Raw genomic sequence first — 19,491 nt, 5'->3', positions numbered from 1 at the left:
ACTCAGGCCTTCTTGCCACAGACGGGCCACGCGCCGTAGCCGCCGCGGTCGGCCTTGACCTTCTCCGCGATCGCGATCTGCTGCGCCTTCGACGCACCGTTGGCGTTGTTCGCGTACGCCGTACCGCCGTACGCCGCCCAGGTGCCGTGGTCGAACTGCAGACCGCCGTAGTACCCGTTGCCGGTGTTCGCGGCCCAGTTGCCACCGGACTCACACGCGGCGATCCGGTCCCAGGCGCCGCTGCCACCGCTCGGCGCCGCCGGCTTGCTGGTGTCGGTCGTCGTCGTGGTCGGCTCGGCCGGCTTCGGCTTGGTGCCGACCAGCACCTGCTCGTCGACCGCCTTGGTCACCAGCTTCGCCCCGACCACCTTCGTGGTCGACAGCTTGCCGTCCAGGTAGGTGTACAGGTACGTGACGGCCTTCGCGCCGTCGGTGCCCTTGGTCGTGGTCTTCGTGGTGCCCTCGAGCAGGGTCGCCGATTCGGTCTTGGCGGTGCCGTGCGCGATCGCCTCGTTCTTGGTGACGGTCTTCTGCACGACCTGCACGAAACCGACCTTGTTCACACCGAGCTTCAGCGGAGTCGCCGCGGCCGGGGTGATCCGGTCGTCTTTGTCCCACGCGATCTTCGCCTGCGTCAGGGCCTGGCCGACGGTGCCGGCCAGCGACTTGATCGTCACGGTCTTGCCCTGGTGCACGATCTGCACCGTCTTCGGCGTGGTGACGGTCAGCTCCAGGCCCTGCCGGCCGAGCGGCGCGCTCCGGCTGGTGGACAGCTGAGCTCCGTCGTACCGCAGGCCCAGGTCGGCCAGCGCCTCGTTCACGCTGTCGGCCGTGGTCCAGTAGGCCTTCTTGGCGCCGTCGGCGTTCACGGTCAGCTGCCGGCCGTAGAGGACCGAGATCTCCTGGCCGTCCTTGAGCTTGGAGTCCGGAGCCGGCGCGACCAGGTCGTGGTCTCCGGTCTGAACTTTCTCGGCCTTCAGGGCGTCTGCCACGGTGGAGCCGAAGGTATGCACCTTCCGCACCTGGCCGTCGACGGAGACGCTGACCGTCTTGCTCTTCACGGCATATGCCACAGAGCCGCCCGCGACGGCGAACGCAGCCGTCGCACCGACGGCCGCGATGATGGACTTACGCACTAACGCTCCCAGGTAGGGCTACCCGGGCACGGGGTCGGACAGCACAGGCACCGGCCGCGCACGCCAGGTTGGCTGCCTGGAATGAGGGGTCAACGCCGAGGGGCGTGCTGCCCGGGATCTTCCCCGATCCCGGCCAACATCACGGGACCATAACGAAGAAGTAGCGGAAGTGCCAATCCCCTGGTCGGCGAGTCGCGAAAAGGTGTAACGGGCCCCTTACTCGGCGTGATGACCCCACTGCCCCCGATGCACCACTTCGGCGGTCGTCCGGCGACCCCTTTTCAGTGATGGCGACCGCCTGTCCGGGGCCCGGTGACCGACCGACAGCAACCCGACCAGGTCGAAGCCCTCGGGTACGCCGAACTCCTTCAGCAACCGACCCACTTTTTCCGCGGGAGGCCCGAAAAAGCAGGCTCCCAGGCCTTCGTCGACGACTGTCTGGAGCATCAGCAGGACGGCCATTCCGGTGTCGACGTACCAGTACGGCGCGGTCCAATGGGCCTCGTCGCGATCGGTCCAGCCCTTGTCCGGTTCGGTGTACCGATCGAGGTACGCGTCCTTGTGCGCGAAGGCCAGGATCAGCAAGGGCGCCCGGCGCAGGCCTGTGATCCATTCAACATACTTCGGGTCCGGATCCTCGGCCGCGATCCGCCAGTACCGCTCCCGGTCCGGGCCTTCCAGGGTCAGGAACGCCCAGCCCTGGCTGAAACCGCCCGAAGGGGCCCGCAGACCGTTCTCCAGGATGCGTTCCCGGACCTCGTCGGACACGGGCCGGTCCGGGTCGTAGTTCCGCACCATCCGCCGACGCCGTACGACCTCACTGAACTCCATGCGGTGTGTCTACCAGCAACCTCACCCGACGTCGTCGCCGACCTCCAGGTGCCGCCAGTACTCGACGGTCGGCTCGGTCGTCACCCCGGCCGCGGTCATGATCTGCTCGATCTGCGGCCCGGAGTGCTTGAAGAACGCCTCGAACGACGCCTCGTCCGGCCACTCGTCGACGACCAGAAGCTCCCGCTCGTTGCCGTAGAAGTGATGCGAGATCAGCCCCCGGCTGGTCGCGTCGGCCACCACCTCACGGAACATCGCCCCTTCGTCGGCCGCGAACTTCTCCACCGCCGTCGGATCCCCGCTGACGCGCATCGTCATCAGAACACTCATGGCCCCTCCCCTCGAGGCCGGCACCGGATCAGCGCCGGCCCTTTCAGCCTGCGCTTCCGCACAGCCGCCCGCAACGCTCCAGAGAAAGTTCACGACGAGCGTCCGGGCGACTGCGGCCGGTCGGTCTGCTGCCCGCGATGTTGCCTGCGAGGCAGGCCCTTGGTGGCCTGCTCCGACGGCGCCCGGTCCGTACTCCACTTGGGCGCCCCGGAAGCCGGCGCCTGAGCATCGGTCAACCCCCGCAGACGGCTGAGCTCGCTGGATTGTTTCTGCTCGGCTTGGTATTTCCGCTCGATCTTGTCGAGCTCCGTGTCCAGCCCGGCGATCGCCGTCCGGGCTGCCTCCGTGGCCGCGGCGGACCTCGCGTCGTCCCCGAGCGACTCGTCGGCTTCGACCGCCTCCAGCCCGGACAGTGCGGCGTGTATCGGGGCGATCAACTGCTTCCGGACCTCGGACCGCTGGGCTTCGGGCATCAGACCCGGCTTGACGAGGCGTTCGTCGATCACCAGGTCGACCGCGACGTTCCAGCGCTGGGTGTCGTCGGCAAGGATCAGCTTCTGGGTGACCTCGGTACTCGTCAGTCCACTGCGCTCAGCCAGCGCCTGATCGAGGTCGCGGGCGGCGGGGGTGTAGGCGGGATAGGCGTCGATACTCGTCTCGGCCAGGACCTCAGCCGCCACCGCTTCCAGCCCGGCATGCGGGAAGACGTCGTGGATGACACCGTCGAGGTTGACGAGGGTCCAATGCTCGGTGCGGCCCTCGTTGTCGGCCTCGGCCGCGGCGTCGAACGGGTGGGCGTCCGGTGCGGACCCATCGCCGGACTCCGCCAGGAGGTGCACGGCTTCGTGGGTCAGCGTCGCTATCGCGTCGCGAATCTCCAGGACCTCGCCGCCCGTGAGTGACCGATCGAGATCCCTTGCCTTGCGCAACGGTTCGAGGATGTTGCCGTCCGAGACCCACAGGTTGCCGTCGTCATCCACGGCACCGAGGAAGTCCGGATCGGTGTCCACGAGCACTCGCCCGTTCCACCGGGTTCGCGGCGCGGCCGCCGTACCACCGACACGCTGATCGACGACGGCGACGACCGCGGCGACCAGCCGGTACTCCCAGGATTCCCGAGAAATCTCGACGGGGCCGGTCACGATCCGCCGGCCGGTCCTTCGGCACGGCGGCGCTCGATCAGGCGCTTGAGGGTCGAGTTCATCCGCAAGATCGTGCGGAACTCGCGTCGCGGGGCCTGCCGGGCCAACGTGCCGATCTCCCGGATCGCGCGCTCGGCGTGAGCGATCTGATCGGCCGGCGAGCCGCTGTCGTTGACCACCTGCGTGACGAGGCTCGCCGCACGCCAGTACTGCGGACTGGTACCCGCCTTCGGCCCACTGATCAGCTCGGGGAGCTTCTCCGCCCTGATCAGGGCCAGCCCGCGGGAACGCTCGTCGTCGATCTGTTCCGCCAATGCCTTCAGCCGCGCGACCTCGGCCGCCACGGTGGCCTCGTCGGCGTCGCGCAACGTCTCGGCCAGCGCGATCACCTGAGCGTCTACCGTGTCGAAATCCACCGGCTCAGATTATCCGGCCCGGGTGGTTACCAGGGGCCGCCGAAGGCTTGGTCGGCGTTGGTGTTGAGGGCTTCGCAGAGTTCGGCAACGGAGATGTTGAGGACGTCGGCCATCTTGCGGACGGTGTGCGGGATCAGATACGACGCGTTCGGCTTGCCGCGGTACGGGGACGGCGTCAGGTACGGCGCGTCGGTCTCGACCAGGATGCGGTCCAGCGGGGTGACGGCGAGCGCGTCCCGTAGCGACTGGGCGTTCTTGAAGGTCACGACGCCGGCGAAGCTCAGGAACGCGCCGCGGTTCACGCACTCGCGGGCGAACTCGGTGTCGCCGGAGAAGCAGTGCATGACGAGGCGGTCCGGAACACCTTCGCGGTCGAGGATCCGGAGGATGTCCTCGTGCGCGTCCCGGTCGTGGATCATCAGCGTCTTGTCCAGCCGCTTGGCCAGGTCGATGTGCGCGGCGAACGACTCGTGCTGCGCCGCCTGCCCGTCCGCGCCGGTACGGAAGTAGTCGAGCCCGGTCTCACCGATCACCCGGACCTTGTCCGAGCTGGACGCCAGCCGCTCGATCTGGGCCAGCGCGCTGTCCAGCTCGCCGGCATCCTTCAGCTTCGGCGCCTCGTTCGGGTGCAGGGCGACGCCGGCGATCAGGTTCGGGTACTGCGCGGCTGCCTCCACCGCCCACACCGCGCCCGGGAGGTCACACCCGACCTGCACGATTCTGGTGACGCCGACCGACGCCGCCAGCTTGATCGCCTCGGCGGGGCCGAGCCAGTCACCGTCCTCGCCGTCCGCGATGTCGAGATGGCAGTGCGCGTCGACCACACTCATCGGCAACGGATCCGGCACCGCCGGCCGGCTCCGGTCCCGCGACCGCCCGTCCTCCCCCACCGCGGCCCGCTCCCGAGTAGGTCGCCCCACCTCCACACCATCAGCCATGGAAGCCAGATTACTGACCGCCGGTGACGGCTTGTTTCACCAGTGGCGGGTTGCAGCACGCCAGCGGCGAAACAACCCGCCACCGACCGCCATCCACAGGCCGGGGAATGCCGGTCCGAGAGGGTGGGGATCGCGGCATGTTCTTTGGCATGAACAGGAAGTTGGCGGTGCTGGCCGCTCGGCGGGGTGGGTGGTTCTCGCGGCGGGACGCGCTCGCGGCGGGGTACTCCGACGCGGACCTGCGTGGACGAGTCGCGTCCGGGCGGTGGTTACGTCTCGTCCGAGGGGCGTATGCGGATCCAGGGCCGGCGTACGGCGGTCTGGCGCCGTGGGAGCGGGCGGTTTGGCTGCATGTGCGCGGCGCCCGAGCGGTGTACTACCAGTTGAGGGGTCGCGTGGTCGTGAGCCACCAGTCCGCCGTACTGCTGCGCGGCGTTCGGGTGTCGGAGCTCGACCTGCGGCGTGTGCACGTGACGAAACGGCACGGCGCCGGGCGATCCGGTACGACGGTGTGTCAGCACGGATCGAGTCCGCCGGTCGACGCGGTGTCCGATGTCGACGGCGTACAGGCAACCGTCGGCGCGCGGGCCGTCATCGAGACGGTGCAGGCAACCAAGTACCCGATCGCGGTGTCCGTCGTGGACCAGGCGCTCCGACTGCGGATCGCCACCGCCGAACAGTTGACCGCAGCCCTCGAGCCGTTCGCCGGAAGACCAGGCAACCGGATGGCGCGGCGCGCCGTCGAGTTCGGCGACGACCGGGCCGAGTCGGTAGGTGAGTCGCATCTGCGCGTACTGCTGGCCGACCTCGGCCTGCCGCCGCCACTTCCCCAGGCCGAGATCCGCGACCGCCACGGCTCGTTCGTGGCCCGGGTCGACTTCCTCCTCGAGCCGTACGCCGTGATCGTCGAGTTCGACGGTGCGCTCAAGTACGGCGGCGGGTCGCCGGACGCCCTGATCGCGGAGAAGGCGCGCGAGGACCGGCTGCGCGACCTCGGCTACCAGGTTGTCCGGGTGACCTGGTCAGACCTCGCCGATCCCGGCGGGCTGCTGCATCGCATCCGCCGCGCGATCGCCCGCGCACACCGATAGCGGGTTGTTTCTCCGCTGGCGGGTTGCAGCACGCCAGCGGTGAAACAAACCGCCACTCAGGCTTCGGCGGCTGCCTTTACCTTGGCGACGAGCATTTCCCACATGGCTTGGGAGTGGGTGGCTTCTTCTTCGGAGGCGTTGTTGTCCTGCTGGAGTTGCAGGTGGGTGTTGGCGGTCAGGGTGTAGGTCAGCGTGTGGTAGTTCTCCGGTACGTCGGGTTGGCCGGTCAGCGGGCTGAAATGAGTCAGCTTCAGGAGGCGCCCGGGCTCGACGGCGAGGATCTCGCCCTTGTCCTGGTACGGCTTGCCCTCCCATTCGCCGGTCCAGGTGATCGGGCTGCCGACCTGCCAGTCGGTCTCCACGACGGCCCCGAACCACAGTTCCTTCAGCTGTTCCGGACTGGTCAGCACCTCCCACACCCGTTCGGGTGACGCGGCGATATCGGTCTCGGCAGTAGCAACGAACCCAGTCATCGTGAACTCCTCTCTCCCCCTGACCGTACGGTTCCCCTCAGTCATGCGCTTGTAGAAAAGCGTCAGCGGACCGATTTGGAGCTCCGAAGGATCCTGGAAGTAGCACAGCGAGGCGCGCGGCTTTGGGGGAACCATGTACGCGAACAAGCGCCGCCCACACACACCTGCCGTCCAACCGGCCGCTAAACCCATCCGCCCGCGTCGCTCACCGGCGGCCTACCGCGGCCAGGCCGTCATCCACCAAGCCGTCGATCGCACCGCTATCGACCGTCCCACCGGGCCGCCGATCCGGTTGGTGGTCGGACCGCTACCGCTCCGCATCTGGCGTGGGATCTGGAGCGCGGTACGCCGGCCGTTCGGCAAACCCGACGTACCGCGGCCGGTGCAAGCGGCCGAGGCTGGGCCCAGGTGCCTGCACTGCAAGGGCAGGATGGCGGAGACGTTCCGCGAGCGTCCCGAGCCGTACGGTGTCTGGGCGGTCTTCAGTTGTCGCGCCGCGAGCTGCCCGGTGTGTCAGGGGCCGTGCCGGAGTCAGTCCCGGATATTCCTGCCGTCGCACTGGCTGACCGGCCCACCAGGGGCGATCAGATACCTCTGACCAGCGCCAGCCGGATCGTGCAGGAAGTCAGCACGCGGGGCCCTGTCCGCCCGTGCTGATCGGCCAGTAGGTTGCGTCTCGGTTCCGCCCCGACCGACAGGAGCACCCGATGCCCAGGAAGTCCCGGATCAGCGCAGCGCTCGCCCTTCTCGGCCTGGTGGTGGGATCCACCGCGCTGCCAGCTGCGACCGCCGCGCCGGCACCGATCCCGGTGCAGATCCTCAGCCTGACCGACCTGCACGGCTATCTCTCCGAGACCGAGAACCTCACGATCGCGGGCCCTTCGGGGACCCAGCAGGTCGGCGGCGCCGGGTACCTGAAGGCGCACCTGGACCAGCTCCGGGCCGGGAAGCCGAACAGCTTCCTGATCGGCTCGGGCGACCAGTTCAGCGGCTGGCCGGACTACACGCAGGCGTTCGCGAACGAGCCCACCATCGAGGTGCTGAACGCGTTCGGGATGGACTTCGACGTGGCCGGTAACCACGAGTTCGACCGGGAGTTCCCGTTCCTGCGCCGGATGACCACCGGCGCTTGCTACGGCAAACCGGGGTTCGACAGCTGTTTCAAGGACTCCACCGGCCGGAACTTCCACGGCACCGACTACGCGTACCACGCCGCGAACATCGTGAACCCGAAGACCAAGCAGCCGGTGCTGCCGCCGTACTGGATCGCGAAGGCGGGATCGCAACGGATCGGGTTCATCGGCCTCGGCTTCCCCGGGACGCCGACCGAGACGCTCTCGATCAAGGGCTCCGGCTTCGAGTTCCAAGGTGTCGTCGACGCCGCGAACCGGGCCGCCGCGGAGCTCAAGGCGCAGGGTGTGAACGCGATCGTGGTCAGCATGCACGAGGGCGGCCAGCAGGGCGGGTTGTACGACGAGTGCAAGAACCCGACCGGTCCGATCTTCGACGCGGCCCGAACGCTGTCACCCGATATCGACGTGATCCTCGGCGGTCACTGGCACACCGCGTTCAACTGCATGATCCCGGACCCGAACGGCGTACCGCGGCCGGTGCTGGAGGCGAGCAACCACGGGCGGGTGCTCGGCGAGGTGAACCTGTCGCTCGACCCCGCGACCGGTGAGGTGGACCGCGCCGCGACCACCGCCATTAACCACGCGGTGACCAAAGACGTGACGCCGGATCCGGGGATCCAGAAGATCGTGAAGTACTGGATGGACAAGTGGACGGCGCGGCAGAAGGAGCCGCTCGCCACGCTCGACCGCGATCTCGACTTCACGCCGACGGCAGAGAGCCGCACCGGAAACCTGGTCGCCGACCTCTACAAGAACGAAGCGGACGGAGACTTCGCGCTGGTGCCGGCAGATCTGGGCGTCGACGTGATCGCCGCGGGGCTGAAGGCCGGGACCGTCTCGTACGGCGCGGCGTGGCCGGTGGCCGGGATCTCGCCGATCACCACGCTGTCGATGAAGGGCTCGACGGTCGAGGCCGTTCTCGAGCAGCAGTGGATCCCGCCGGCGTACGGCTGCAGCCGGCTGTCGTCGCTCGCGACCTCCGCGAACTTCCGCTACACCTACGACCTCGGCAGACCGGTCGGCGACCGGGTCGATCCGGCCAAGGTGCTGATCGACGGCAAACCGTTGCAGCTCGGCAAGACGTATCGCGTGACGACCAGCGCCGCGATGCCGTTGCACGGAACGCAGTACGGCTATCCGGGGTTCCAGCAGTACTCCGATCTCGCCCGGGCGCCGCGGATGGGGCAGGAGGTCTTCCTCAACTACCTGCGGACGCATCCGTCACTCGAGACTCCCGGGCTCGGCCGGGTGACCGCGATCCCCGGGACGCCGCCGCCGTCGGACGGTCCGTTCGGGCCGCTGAACCTGCTGCCGCGGGGCGAGATGACCGCGACGGCGACCAGCCAGGGCGGGGCGGCGTACGGCGCGGCGTCCGCGATCGACGGCAACTGCGCGACCATGTGGCACTCGAACTGGAGCCCGCACGCACCGCTGCCGCAGTACATCACGCTCGACCTGAAGGGCCCGCGGGCGATCGAGGCGCTGGTCTACACGCCGCGACAAGACGCCGACGTACCGAACGGGCGGATCTCGTCGTACGACGTCCAGACGAGCACCGACGGCGTCACGTTCACCTCGGTGACGAAGGGCTCGTGGGACGGCAGCATCGACGCGAAGATCGCCAGGTTCCCGGCCGGTACGACGGCCCGCTACGTGCGGCTCGTCGGGCTCGCGGGCGGTGCGGACTACGCGGCGGCGACGGAGCTCAATATAGCTCTAGCTCCGGCTTCCTGACCGCGCTCCGGTGGGCCGTCGGGGACATCCCGTACCGGCGGCCGAACTGCCGGCTCAGGTAGTGCGGCGAGTCGAAACCGACAGCGGCGGCGATCTGCGCGACGGACATGTCGGTCGCGCCGAGCAACTCGGCCGCGCGCTGCAGCCGGAGCGCGAGGACGACGTTCATGATCGAGTCACCGACCTGCTCCTTGAACAGATGTGCCAGGCGCGAGACCGAGACCTGCGCGAGGCCGGCCAACGAGGTCAGCGTGTGCGGGCGGGCCGGGTCGGCGGTGATTGCCTCCAGCACCAGATGGACGCGCGCATCGAGGTGCTGCGTCTCGCGGCGCAGGCTGGCGACCGCGGTCAGCAGCACCTCCTCGATACCGTTCATGGTCAGCTCGGTGGCGACGCTCTTCTCCAGCAGGTGCAGCTCGGTGTCGCCGGTCGGAGACAACCCGGCCCGCTGCGCGTCGCGGTGCAGCCGGTCGAACGCGGACACCACGCGATCGGTCTCCGACGACCTGGTCAGCCGCACGTACGACAGCCCGGGCATTGCCTGCGGCAACGACAGCCACGAGTGCCATTCGCGCCGCGGCTGGAAATGCGCCCACCAGGACTCCCAGTAGGTGCCGACAGTGCCGTAGTCGTGCGGCGTACCCGGACTGACCAGTACGACGTCTCCGTGGCGCAGCATCAACCTGTTCTCGCCCAGCAGGTACCGGCCTGTTCCGGACGCGGTGTAGAGCAGGTACCAGCTGCCGACGCCGTCCGGCCGGACGACCCGGTAGTCCCCGCCGCTGTGGAAGTGGCCGGTCACCAACTTGCTCGGCGGCGGGATCTCGCTGTACAGCTCGATCAGCACCTGGGTAGCAAGATCGTGCTCGAAGTCAGCAGGCTCCGTCATGGTGGATCTCCTTGTCGGCGCCTCAAGATTAGCGGCACAGCAGCAAGATCCTGCACCTCCATCGAATCGAGGATTCTGTGCCCTTCCGCCCAGTCGCCGAGCTCGACCACGATGCGTTCACGGTGGTCTTCGAGCACGGCTGGCAGTCCTGGAGCCCGAGCGGCTGGTACCGGCTCGACGCGCGTCCGCCCCGGCCGACCGCTCCCAACCATCACGTGATGGCCTACCGCCCGGGCGTCGACGCCGACCGGTTCCAGGGTGAGGGTCTGCTCGCGGTCGCCAACGGCAGCGATGTCACCGTGGTCGCCGCGCTGACGCCCGACGTCGTACCGTCGATCCGCGCCGAGGTCCACGGTGACAAGCTGGTGATCACGGCCGACGGCGAGATCCAGGTGACCACGAGCACCCAGAGCAACCCGAACCAGGCACTCGCCGACTGGGCCGACACCTTCGCCGCCGGCGCGCCCGCGGTCCGGGTCTTCGGTCCGTCGTGGTGCAGCTGGTACGCGTACTGGGGCAAGGTCACCGAGCGGGACGTGATGAGCGACGTCCGGCAGTTCGACGAGCACGATCTCAGCGTCGACCTGGTGCTGCTCGACGAGGGCTACCAGTCCGCGATCGGCGACTGGCTGACGCCACGCGACGACTTCGGATCCACCGTCCGGCTGGCCGCCGACATCCGCAAGGACGGCCGCCGCGCGGGGATCTGGGTCGCGCCCTTCCTCGTCGCGGCCGGCAGCGAGACGGCCCGCCTGCACCCCGAGTGGCTGGTCCCCGGGATCAGCGCCGGCACGAACTGGGGCGAGGAGCAACTGGTCCTCGACGTCACGCACCCCGGTGCCGCCCGGCACATCCAGGACGTGTTCACCGAGCTCTGCCGCCAGGGCTACGACCACTTCAAGCTCGACTTCGTGTACGCCGGGGCGATCGACGGACCGCGGCACGAGCCGCTCGACGGCATCGCGGCGTACCGGCTCGGGATGCGGCTGCTCCGCGAGGCGGTCGGGCCGAACCGGATCCTGCACGGCTGCGGCGCGCCGATCCTGCCCAGCCTCGGACTCGTCGACTGCATGCGGATCTCGCCCGACACCGACCCGTTGGTCGAACCGCCGTCCGGCGACATCAGCCAGCCCGGTCAGCGCGGCGCCCGCTCGACTTCGGTGGCGCGCGAGTTCCTGCACGGCCGGTGGTGGGCGAACGACTCCGACTGCCTGATCGTGCGGCCCGACGTCCAGGAGCGCGAACTCTGGGCGCGGCACATCGAGGCGGGGCCCGGTCTGCGGATGTCCAGCGACCCGATCGGCGCCCTCGACCGGTGGGGGCTGGACCGGACCCGCGAGCTGCTGATCCCGAGCTCGCCGAAGCCGCATCCGCTCAAGAATCCGCTGAAGGATCCCGATGCTTAGGCCCGCGCCCCGTCGTACCCGCCGGATCGGTCAGGGCCGGCAGACCGCCGCGGCGTACGCGCTGCTCGCTCCCAGCCTGGTCGGCGTGCTCGGCTTCCTGCTCGCGCCGGTCGTCATCGTGCTGGTGGTCAGCCTGTTCGACTGGAAGCTGCTCTCGACGCCGGAGTTCATTGGACTGGCCAACTACCGCAAGCTGTTCGCCGACTCCGACGTCTGGCACTCGCTCCTGGTCACCCTGTACTACGTCCTGATCTGCGTCCCCGGTACGACGATCCTCTCGCTGCTGCTGGCCGTCCTGGTGGACCGCAAGCTGCGCGGGATGAAGTACTTCCGGGCGCTGCTGGTGATCCCGTGGATGGCGACGCCGGTCGCTCTCGGACTGGTCTGGAGCTGGATCTTCGACCCGGGTCGCGGGGCCCTGAACCAGTTCCTGGGGCTCTTCGGGATCGACGGTCCGGCCTGGCTGTCCTCGCCGTTCCTCGCGATGCCGAGTGTCGCCGCCGTCCACATCTGGCAGTTCGCCGGGTACAACATGTTGTTCTTCCTGGCCGGCCTGCAGAACATCCCGGCCTCGTTACGCGAGGCCTCGGCCCTCGACGGCGCGTCGCCGGTCGCGCACTTCTTCACGATCACGCTCCCGCTGCTGCGGCCGACGATGCTGTTCGTGCTGATCACCAACGTGATCGGTTCGTTCCAGGCCTTCGACACGATCTTCGTGATGACCGAGGGCGGGCCGGGTGACAGCACCGAGGTCGCGACGTACCTGATCTACGACGAGGCGTTCAAGAAGTTCGACTTCGGCTACGCCTCGACGATCTCGGTGCTGTTGTTCGCGGTGGTGCTGATCGCGACGATCTCCCAGTTCGTCTACTTCGAACGCCGTACGACCTACGAGGTGTCCACATGAGGCTGCGCATCGTCCCGTACGCCGTTCTGGTGGTCGGCTGTGTGCTGTCGATCTTCCCGTACTTCCTGACCGTGCTCACCGCGTTCAAGGGCCCCGGGCAACTGTCCGAGACGATGCCGTGGGAGCCCGGCCTGCCACCCAGCACGGCCGCGTTCCACCGGCTGTTCGCGTCCGGGTTCGGGGGCTACCTGGTGAACACCGCGCTGGTGACGGCCGGGATCACGCTCGGCCAGGTGGTGTTCGCGATCCTCGCGGCGTACGCGTTCGCGCGGTTGACGTTCCCGGGCCGGGACGCCCTGTTCTGGGTGTATTTGTCGACACTGATGGTGCCGCCGGTGGTCACGATGATCCCGCTGTACCTGATGATGCAGAAGCTCGGGCTGGTCGACACCTGGGCCGGTCTGATGCTGCCGACGATGCTCGGTACGCCGTACGCGATCTTCCTGCTCCGGCAGTTCTTCCGCGGTATCCCCGCGGATCTCGAGGACGCGGCCCGGATCGACGGCGCCGGGCGGGTCCGGACGCTGGTCTCGATCATCCTGCCGTTGTCGAAACCGATCCTGGTCACCGTCACCACGCTGGCCGTGGTGGCGAACTGGAACAGCTTCCTCTGGCCGCTGATCATCACCAGCAGCGAGGACAAGCGGCTGCTCTCGGTCGGGATCGCCTTGTTCAAGGGGGAGATCGGCGTCGACTACAACGCCGTGATGGCCGGCAGCCTGATCGCGCTGGCGCCGCTGCTCGTGCTGTTCATCGTCTTCCAGCGCTTCATCGTCCGCTCGGTCGCCGTTACCGGGCTCAAGTAGTACGGAGGCTCTCATGTCTTTGTCCAGAAGGACATTTCTGATCGGCGCGGGGAGCGTGCTCGCGCTGGCCGGCTGCGGTTCGTCGAACGACAAGGCGAGCGGCAGCGGCGGCAAGGTCGAGCTCGTGTACCGCCTCTGGGACGAGCAGCAGGAGGTCGGGTACAAGACCGTCTTCGCGGAGTTCACGAAGGAGAACCCGGACATCACCGTCCGGATGGAGGTGCTGCCCTGGGACCAGTACTGGACCAAGCTCACCACCGAACTCGCGAGCGGCAAAGCGCCGGACGTGTTCTGGCTGACCGTCGACTACTTCCCGGACTTCGCGAGCAAGGGCGTGCTCGCGCCGCTCGACGACCTGATCTCGAAGGCCGGCCTGAAGCTCGACTCGTACCACCCGAACGTCGTTCAGTCGTACAAGTTCGAGGACAAGCAGCTCGGGATGCCGAAGGACCTGGGCATCGTCGGCCTGCTCTACAACAAGACCCTGGTCCAGAAGGCCGGCATCACGATGCCTTCCGAGCTGACCTGGGCACCCGACGGATCCGGCAGCTTCCTCGAGGTCGCTCGCAAGCTGACCGTCGGCAAGCAGTGGGGGTTCTGCTCCTGGAACCACAGCCAGACCCAGTGGCTGAACTGGATCGCCTCGAACGGCGGTCACGCGATGGACAAGCCGTACGGCACCTTCGACTTCGCCGGCGACAAGTCGGTCGAGGCGCTGCAGTTCGCCCGCGACCTGGTCTTCAAGTGGAAGGTCTCGCCGGACGGCACCCGGACCAATCCGCCGACCGGGCAGGCGACCGAGATGTTCTACCGCGGTGAGGTCGCGATGTTCCCGGCCAACAACGCGCTGCTGCCGTTCGCGCTGCCGGAAGTGAAGTTCCCGATCGGTGTGGTGTCGATGCCGGCCGGCCCGGCCGGCCGCACCGTGGTGATCAACGGACTCGCCGAGGCGATGTTCGCCAAGACCAAGCACCCCGACGAGGCCGGCAAGCTGGTCCAGTTCCTCGGCTCCGAGAAGGCGCAGCGGCTGATGGGCGACGCCGGCTACATCATCCCGGCACTCAACGACGCGGGCGCCGGGTACCAGGCGTTCTGGAAGAAGAAAGGCATCGACGTCCAGCCCTTCATCGACTCGGCCGCCGGAAGCACCGTCAACCTGCCGATCGCCGAAGGCTGGACCGCCAAGTCCCCCGAGATCAACAAGGCCGTCAACGACCTCTACCTGAACAAGGTCCCGGTCGCCGACATCGCCAAGTCGATGGACAAGATCGGAAACGACAATTGACGTCCTCCCTGGCCGTGAAGACCGAGGGATTTCACTCACTACAGCGAGGTAGCGAGCTGAGGTTCACGCTTCGGCGAGACCCGTACGGGCACCTCTCGGCGTACGCTGACGGCCCGTCCGGCCGCGATGTTCAATGCTGCGTTCACATCTGCGTGTGCCTCCCGCTGGCACGACGTACACCGGAACACCGCTTGGCTCTTGCGGTTCTCCGGCGCACGATGCCCGCAGGCATTGCAGGTCTGCGACGTGTAGGCGGGATCGATCCTTTCGACCCGTCCGGCTGCCTTGTCCTCAAGACGGCGTACCAGCAGCCCCCAGCCGTTGGCGAGGATGCCGCGGTTGAGCCCCGCTTTGGCTCGTCGACGGTTCGGCAGATACCTTCCGGGACGTTCGGGATCAGGCTGGGGCCGGGGACGCCTGGACATCGAGGCGATACTCAGATCCTCAACGCGGATCACGTCGAAACGACGCGCGAGATCTGTGCTGGTCTTCTCCACCCAGTCCTTTCTTCTGTCCACGATCTTCGCGTGCATTCGCGCAATCGCACGCTTGACCTGCACCCACCGCTTGGAGCCGCGGCGGCCACGGGCCAGGCGGCGTTGAAGCAACGCCAGCCGCGCCCGCATCGCTGCCGACCAACCGGGACAGATCAGGAGTTCGCCGGTCGACAGCGCCGCCGACACCTTGACGCCACGATCGACGCCGACGACTGCCCCCGTGCCAGGCGCGGGGATGGGCGGCGGTACGACGGTAAACGCGATGTGCCAGCGCCCTGCTTTGTCGAACGTAATGCGATACGAGTTCACCTCTGGGACACGACGCGACAGCCGAAACCGCACCCAGTCAACCTTCGGCACCAGCACCCGCGCCCACTTCCGGCTCAGCTTCTCGGTCCGGGAAGCCTGAGAGCCCGCGATCCGGAATCCTTCGCGCCTGCGGGCCTTGCGCCACGTCGGTCGCCCGCGACTTCCGGCGTAGAAACACTTGACGGCCTGGTCGAAGTCCCGCAGCGCCTGCTGCTGCACGGTCTGCGAACCAGACCGCAGCCACTCACACGATGCTCTGGCGTCAGTCAGTTGCCTTGCCTGCTCGACGTACCCGGGCGTCGGGCCCTTGTCCCGCGTCCACATCTTCCACTGCTCGAGCGCCAAGTTCCAGACGTATCGAGCGTGTCCGCACTGCTCCAGCAACGCAGTCTGTTGGCTTGGAGTCGGATACATCCGGAACCGGGACACGAAGTCCACCCAACCAGCCGGGACCGACAGTCCCTGATGTCCGAAGGGAGGGAGTCGCGGGCCCTCCGCCCCTACGGAGGCGGCTGCCTGCGACCAACTTCATGAAAGAACTGACTGACTCGTACGGCGTGCTGTCGGATGCGGGTGTGCTGCGGGAGCGACTCGCGGGTGAGGGGTATTTGTTCTTCCGGGGGTTGTTGCCTCGGGACGTGGTGGGGGACGTGCACGAGCAGTTGGCGCGGATCCTGTACGACAGCGACTGGCTGGCGCGGGATGCGGATCCCCGGGAGCTGGTCGCGTCGGGGCGGGCCGTCGAGGAAGGGTCGGCGGGGTTCTTCGGGGCCTACACGGCGATCCAGAGCACGGAGGCGTTCCATCGGCTCGCGGTCCGGCCCGAGCTGTTGTCGTTGACGAGCCGGTTGCTCGGTGAGGAGACGTTCGCACATCCGGCGCACATCTGCCGGATCGCGCCGCCGTCCCCGGGTGCGAACCCGACGCCGATCCATCAGGACTACCGGTTCATCCAGGGCTGCATCGACACGCTCACCACTTGGCTGCCGTTGAGCGCGGCGCCGCCGGAGATCGGCGGGCTGCGGGTGTTCTCCGGGTCGCCGCGGCTCGGGGTACTCCCGGTGAAGGCGTCCGACGGGCCCGGGATGATGCGGGCCGAGGCCGACGAGGACCACCCGGAGTGGCGTACGACGTCGTACCAGCCTGGCGACGTGCTGCTGTTCAGCAGTCTCACCGTGCACGGCGCGATGCCGAACCGGACGAAACGGCTGCGGCTGTCGGCGGACTTCCGGTACCAGGCGCTGAGCGCGCCGATGGCCCGGGACCTGCTCGGCACGGGCAAGCCGCACTACCACCCAGAGGTCCCGGACTTCCCGACGCTGACCCGCGGCTGGACCTCGACGGACTGCGTCGAGATCCCGGCCGGGGTGAACTTCGTGGACCGCTGGGATCCGCGCGTGGACGACGTACCGACGCCCCCGTCGAGGTTCGCCTACGTGTGAGGGCCGGACCTGCACCACTCACTAACCGGGCGGCGGCTGCCCGGCGCGCGCTTGGCTGCGGCGCCGAACCGTCGCCGGAGCGAGGTTGGTGAGTGGTGCAGGTCCGCCTACGCGCGGGTCATTCCTGGGGCAGCACGATGATCTTGCCGCGGGCGTGGCCGGACTCGCTCAGTTCCTGAGCCTTGGCCGCGTCCGCGAGCGGGAACGTCCGCGCGATCCGGGTCGTGAGCTTGCCGTCCGCTGCGGCCTGCAGCTGGGCGTCCAGCCCGGCCCGGATCTGCTCCCGCGAACCACCCCCGCCGGACACCTGCACGCCGAGCTCACCGGCCGCCGCGTAGTCCGCGATCGTGACGATCCGCTCCGGACCGCCGAGCAGCTCGATCGACTCCGGCAGACCGCCCTTGCCCGCGGTGTCGAACGCCGCGTCGATCCCCTGCGGAGCCACCGCGCGGACCCGCTCGACCAGACCGTCGCCGTACTCGACCGGCACCGCGCCGATCGACCGCAGGTAGTCGTGGTTGGCAGCCGACGCCGTACCGATCACGGTCAGACCGGCGGCCTTCGCCAGCTGGACCGCGATCGAGCCGACCGCTCCGGCCGCGCCGTGGATCAGGATCGTCTCGCCGGACTTCACACCGAGCAGATCGAGCACCCGCTGCGCGGTCTCGCCGGCCACGGGGAGGCTGACCGCCTGCTCCCAGCTCAGGCCCGCGGGCTTACGCGCCACGTTGCCGCCGAGCGCGAACTCGGCGTACGCACCGCCCTCGGACCAGCCGACTACCTCGTCGCCGACCGCGAACTCGGCACCGTCACCGGCCTCGTCGACCACACCGGCCACCTCGAACCCCGGGATCGCGGGCAGCACCGGGTCCGCGAAGTCCCGCGTCCAGCCGCGGCGGACCTTGAAGTCGAACGGGTTCACCCCGGCCGCGTGCACCTTGATCCGCACCTGCCCGGGCCCGGCGTGCGGCTCCGGCCGGTCCGCCACCTTCAGAACCTCAGGCCCCCCGAACTCCTCGAACACCACCGCACGCATCGGAACCGCCTCCAAGAAAAGGTTGATGCTTCACACAAGCCAACGCCGCCGCCCGGGCATTCCCGGACGGCGGCGGCAGTTATGTTGCAGTTACCCCTCTTCGAGACTGCGCGATCAGGCCTCTTCGAGGCGGGGGAACAGCGGGTCGCCCTTGGTCAGCGTGGACCCGGCCGGCAGCTGGCCCCACGTGCCGGCGTCCTGTACGCGCTGGTCGGCCAGCGCGCCCAGCTTCTCCTCGGCACCGAGCAGCTCCCAGAGCTTCGCGGACGTCTTCGGCATCGTCGGGTTGTGCAGTACGGCGACCGCGCGCAGCACCTCCGCGGCGGAGTACAGGATCGTCGCCAGCCGGTCGCGCCGGGACTCGTCCTTCGCGACCTTCCACGGCTCCTGCTCGGTGACGTACCCGTTCACGGCGCCGACCAGCTCGTTCACCGCGGTCAGCGCGTCCTGGAACGCGAGCGTGTCGATCGCCTTGTCCGCGGTCGCGACAGTCTGCGCGAGCTTGTCCGCGAGCGCCTGCTCGGCCGGCCCGTGATCAGTCGGCTCCGGCAGCGCGCCGTCGAAGTACTTGCCGACCATCGCCGCGATCCGGCTGGCCAGGTTCCCGAGGCCGTTGGCGAGCTCGGAGGTGTAGACCGCGCTCAGGTGCTCCCAGGAGAACGAGCCGTCCGACCCGAACTGGATCGTCCGCAGGAAGTAGTAGCGGAAGGCGTCCGAGCCGAAGTGGTCGGTGATCTCGTGCGGCGCGATCGCGGTCAGCTTCGACTTGCTCATCTTCTCGCCGCCGACCAGCAGCCAGCCGTGCGCGAACACCTGCTTCGGCACCGCGACCCCGGCGGCCATCAGCATCGCCGGCCAGATCACCGCGTGGAACCGCAGGATGTCCTTCCCGACCAGGTGGACGTCGACCGGCCACAGCTCCTCGAACCGTTCCGGGTCGGTGCCGTAGCCCGCGGCCGTCACGTAGTTCAGCAACGCGTCGATCCAGACGTAGAGGACATGGTCCTCGTCCCACGGGACCGGGATACCCCAGTCGAACGTCGACCGGGTGATCGACAGGTCCTGCAGGCCCTGCTTCACGAACGCGACCACCTCGTTGCGCGCGCTCGACGGCGCCACGAAATCGGGCTGCGCGTCGTACAGCTCCAGGAGCTTGTCGGCGTACGCCGAGAGCCGGAAGAAGTAGTTCGTCTCCGAGACCGTCTCGAGCTCGGTGCCGTGGATGATGCAGCGCTGCGTGCCGTCGGAGTCGGTGCGGATGTCCGTCGGGAGCTTGAACTCCTCGCAGCCGACGCAGTACAGGCCCTCGTACTCGCCCTTGTAGACGTCGCCCTTGTCGTACAGCGTCTGCCAGAACTCGCGGACCCGCTCGGTGTGCCGCTGCTCGGTGGTCCGGATGAAGTCGTCGTACGCGATGTCGACGTCGACCCAGGCCGGCTTCCAGGACTCCTCGACCAGCTTGTCCGTCCACGCCTGCGGGGACATGCCCTGCGCCTCGGCGCTGCGCATCACCTTCTCGCCGTGCTCGTCGGTACCCGTCAGGTACCACTTGCGCTCACCGCGTTGGGCGTGCCAACGGGTCAGGACGTCCCCGGCCACCGTCGTGTAGGCGCTGCCGATGTGCGGCGGAGCCGTGACGTAGTAGATCGGGGTGGTGACGTAATAGGCCTTCTCGGACATGCGTAAAGGG

At 68.3% G+C, this 19,491-nt stretch carries 18 protein-coding genes; 7 read left to right on the top strand and 11 right to left on the bottom strand.

From position 1 onward, the window contains the following. Positions 1-2 precede the first annotated feature (2 nt). From ACFYRH_RS27130 to ACFYRH_RS27105, 6 genes are all read right to left on the bottom strand, one after another. On the bottom strand, positions 3-1,136 hold the full coding sequence (locus ACFYRH_RS27130; RefSeq protein WP_387781088.1) for a ubiquitin-like domain-containing protein: 1,134 nt from the start codon (positions 1,134-1,136) through the stop codon (positions 3-5). A gap of 216 nt (positions 1,137-1,352) precedes the next feature. Further along, entirely contained in the window at positions 1,353-1,967 is a 615-nt protein-coding gene (locus tag ACFYRH_RS27125) for a nitroreductase family protein (protein WP_387781085.1), read from the bottom strand. Positions 1,968-1,988: 21 nt separating this feature from the next. Next, positions 1,989-2,297: a hypothetical protein gene (locus ACFYRH_RS27120; protein ID WP_387781082.1), complete on the bottom strand. Its 309-nt coding sequence runs from the start codon at positions 2,295-2,297 to the stop codon at positions 1,989-1,991. An 89-nt stretch (positions 2,298-2,386) separates the two neighbouring features. Then, positions 2,387-3,439: a hypothetical protein gene (locus ACFYRH_RS27115; protein WP_387781079.1), complete on the bottom strand. Its 1,053-nt coding sequence runs from the start codon at positions 3,437-3,439 to the stop codon at positions 2,387-2,389. Next, positions 3,436-3,855, bottom strand: coding sequence for a hypothetical protein (locus ACFYRH_RS27110; protein WP_387781077.1), 420 nt, complete (start codon positions 3,853-3,855; stop codon positions 3,436-3,438). The genes ACFYRH_RS27115 and ACFYRH_RS27110 overlap by 4 nt, the downstream gene beginning before the upstream one ends. 26 nt (positions 3,856-3,881) lie before the next feature. Further along, positions 3,882-4,793 (bottom strand): TatD family hydrolase, encoded by a 912-nt coding sequence (locus ACFYRH_RS27105; RefSeq protein WP_387781074.1) that lies wholly within the window; start codon positions 4,791-4,793, stop codon positions 3,882-3,884. A 149-nt stretch (positions 4,794-4,942) separates the two neighbouring features. Between ACFYRH_RS27105 and ACFYRH_RS27100 the strand changes: the two genes are divergently transcribed. Then, the gene (locus tag ACFYRH_RS27100) at positions 4,943-5,884 is read left to right on the top strand and encodes a type IV toxin-antitoxin system AbiEi family antitoxin domain-containing protein (RefSeq protein ID WP_387781071.1); all 942 of its coding nucleotides are present in this window, start codon (positions 4,943-4,945) and stop codon (positions 5,882-5,884) included. 56 nt (positions 5,885-5,940) lie between these two features. Here ACFYRH_RS27100 and ACFYRH_RS27095 read toward each other — a convergent pair whose 3' ends face one another. Continuing rightward, the gene (locus tag ACFYRH_RS27095) at positions 5,941-6,357 is read right to left on the bottom strand and encodes an SRPBCC domain-containing protein (RefSeq protein WP_387781068.1); all 417 of its coding nucleotides are present in this window, start codon (positions 6,355-6,357) and stop codon (positions 5,941-5,943) included. A gap of 707 nt (positions 6,358-7,064) precedes the next feature. On the opposite strand from ACFYRH_RS27095, the gene ACFYRH_RS27090 reads away from it, so the two are divergent. After that, positions 7,065-9,224 carry a discoidin domain-containing protein gene (locus ACFYRH_RS27090; RefSeq protein ID WP_387781065.1) on the top strand — a complete coding sequence of 720 codons (2,160 nt, stop codon included), beginning with the start codon at positions 7,065-7,067 and terminating at the stop codon, positions 9,222-9,224. Here the strand turns inward: ACFYRH_RS27090 and ACFYRH_RS27085 are convergent. Further along, the gene (locus tag ACFYRH_RS27085; RefSeq protein ID WP_387781062.1) at positions 9,196-10,113 is read right to left on the bottom strand and encodes a helix-turn-helix domain-containing protein; all 918 of its coding nucleotides are present in this window, start codon (positions 10,111-10,113) and stop codon (positions 9,196-9,198) included. The two genes, ACFYRH_RS27090 and ACFYRH_RS27085, sit on opposite strands and share 29 nt — an antisense overlap. A 77-nt stretch (positions 10,114-10,190) precedes the next feature. Between ACFYRH_RS27085 and ACFYRH_RS27080 the strand changes: the two genes are divergently transcribed. From ACFYRH_RS27080 to ACFYRH_RS27065, 4 genes are read left to right on the top strand one after another with little or no spacing between them, the layout of a single operon-like run. After that, entirely contained in the window at positions 10,191-11,519 is a 1,329-nt protein-coding gene (locus ACFYRH_RS27080; RefSeq protein ID WP_387781059.1) for a glycoside hydrolase family 36 protein, read from the top strand. Further along, positions 11,512-12,426 carry a carbohydrate ABC transporter permease gene (locus ACFYRH_RS27075; protein ID WP_387781056.1) on the top strand — a complete coding sequence of 305 codons (915 nt, stop codon included), beginning with the start codon at positions 11,512-11,514 and terminating at the stop codon, positions 12,424-12,426. Before ACFYRH_RS27080 ends, ACFYRH_RS27075 begins: the two co-directional genes overlap by 8 nt. Next, positions 12,423-13,232: a carbohydrate ABC transporter permease gene (locus tag ACFYRH_RS27070; protein ID WP_387781053.1), complete on the top strand. Its 810-nt coding sequence runs from the start codon at positions 12,423-12,425 to the stop codon at positions 13,230-13,232. The genes ACFYRH_RS27075 and ACFYRH_RS27070 overlap by 4 nt, the downstream gene beginning before the upstream one ends. Positions 13,233-13,245: 13 nt before the next feature. Beyond that, the gene (locus ACFYRH_RS27065; protein ID WP_387781050.1) at positions 13,246-14,517 is read left to right on the top strand and encodes an ABC transporter substrate-binding protein; all 1,272 of its coding nucleotides are present in this window, start codon (positions 13,246-13,248) and stop codon (positions 14,515-14,517) included. A gap of 38 nt (positions 14,518-14,555) precedes the next feature. On the opposite strand, the gene ACFYRH_RS27060 is transcribed toward ACFYRH_RS27065, so the two are convergent. Further along, positions 14,556-15,737, bottom strand: a complete 1,182-nt coding sequence (locus tag ACFYRH_RS27060) for an RNA-guided endonuclease InsQ/TnpB family protein (protein WP_387782532.1) — start codon at positions 15,735-15,737, stop codon at positions 14,556-14,558. A 116-nt stretch (positions 15,738-15,853) separates the two neighbouring features. Between ACFYRH_RS27060 and ACFYRH_RS27055 the strand changes: the two genes are divergently transcribed. Next, the gene (locus ACFYRH_RS27055; protein WP_387781047.1) at positions 15,854-16,765 is read left to right on the top strand and encodes a phytanoyl-CoA dioxygenase family protein; all 912 of its coding nucleotides are present in this window, start codon (positions 15,854-15,856) and stop codon (positions 16,763-16,765) included. A gap of 118 nt (positions 16,766-16,883) precedes the next feature. On the opposite strand, the gene ACFYRH_RS27050 is transcribed toward ACFYRH_RS27055, so the two are convergent. Next, entirely contained in the window at positions 16,884-17,801 is a 918-nt protein-coding gene (locus tag ACFYRH_RS27050; protein WP_387781044.1) for an NADP-dependent oxidoreductase, read from the bottom strand. 114 nt (positions 17,802-17,915) lie between these two features. Next, on the bottom strand, positions 17,916-19,481 hold the full coding sequence (gene metG, locus ACFYRH_RS27045) for a methionine--tRNA ligase (protein WP_387781041.1): 1,566 nt from the start codon (positions 19,479-19,481) through the stop codon (positions 17,916-17,918). Positions 19,482-19,491 lie beyond the last annotated feature (10 nt).

The organism is Kribbella sp. NPDC004875, assembly GCF_042873375.1.
GTDB lineage: Bacteria > Actinomycetota > Actinomycetes > Propionibacteriales > Kribbellaceae > Kribbella.
Note: the sequence above shows the minus strand (reverse complement) of the source record. Positions and strands in the feature narration are given on the sequence as shown.

Coding starts and splice junctions, on each gene's coding strand:
- metG (WP_387781041.1), bottom strand. CDS start 19,481: ATGTCCGAGAAGGCCTATTACGTCACCACCCCGATCTACTACGTCACG.
- ACFYRH_RS27105 (WP_387781074.1), bottom strand. CDS start 4,793: ATGGCTGATGGTGTGGAGGTGGGGCGACCTACTCGGGAGCGGGCCGCG.
- ACFYRH_RS27060 (WP_387782532.1), bottom strand. CDS start 15,737: ATGTATCCGACTCCAAGCCAACAGACTGCGTTGCTGGAGCAGTGCGGA.
- ACFYRH_RS27095 (WP_387781068.1), bottom strand. CDS start 6,357: ATGACTGGGTTCGTTGCTACTGCCGAGACCGATATCGCCGCGTCACCC.
- ACFYRH_RS27050 (WP_387781044.1), bottom strand. CDS start 17,801: ATGCGTGCGGTGGTGTTCGAGGAGTTCGGGGGGCCTGAGGTTCTGAAG.
- ACFYRH_RS27055 (WP_387781047.1), top strand. CDS start 15,854: ATGAAAGAACTGACTGACTCGTACGGCGTGCTGTCGGATGCGGGTGTG.
- ACFYRH_RS27075 (WP_387781056.1), top strand. CDS start 11,512: ATGCTTAGGCCCGCGCCCCGTCGTACCCGCCGGATCGGTCAGGGCCGG.
- ACFYRH_RS27125 (WP_387781085.1), bottom strand. CDS start 1,967: ATGGAGTTCAGTGAGGTCGTACGGCGTCGGCGGATGGTGCGGAACTAC.
- ACFYRH_RS27090 (WP_387781065.1), top strand. CDS start 7,065: ATGCCCAGGAAGTCCCGGATCAGCGCAGCGCTCGCCCTTCTCGGCCTG.
- ACFYRH_RS27070 (WP_387781053.1), top strand. CDS start 12,423: ATGAGGCTGCGCATCGTCCCGTACGCCGTTCTGGTGGTCGGCTGTGTG.
- ACFYRH_RS27065 (WP_387781050.1), top strand. CDS start 13,246: ATGTCTTTGTCCAGAAGGACATTTCTGATCGGCGCGGGGAGCGTGCTC.
- ACFYRH_RS27120 (WP_387781082.1), bottom strand. CDS start 2,297: ATGAGTGTTCTGATGACGATGCGCGTCAGCGGGGATCCGACGGCGGTG.
- ACFYRH_RS27085 (WP_387781062.1), bottom strand. CDS start 10,113: ATGACGGAGCCTGCTGACTTCGAGCACGATCTTGCTACCCAGGTGCTG.
- ACFYRH_RS27100 (WP_387781071.1), top strand. CDS start 4,943: ATGAACAGGAAGTTGGCGGTGCTGGCCGCTCGGCGGGGTGGGTGGTTC.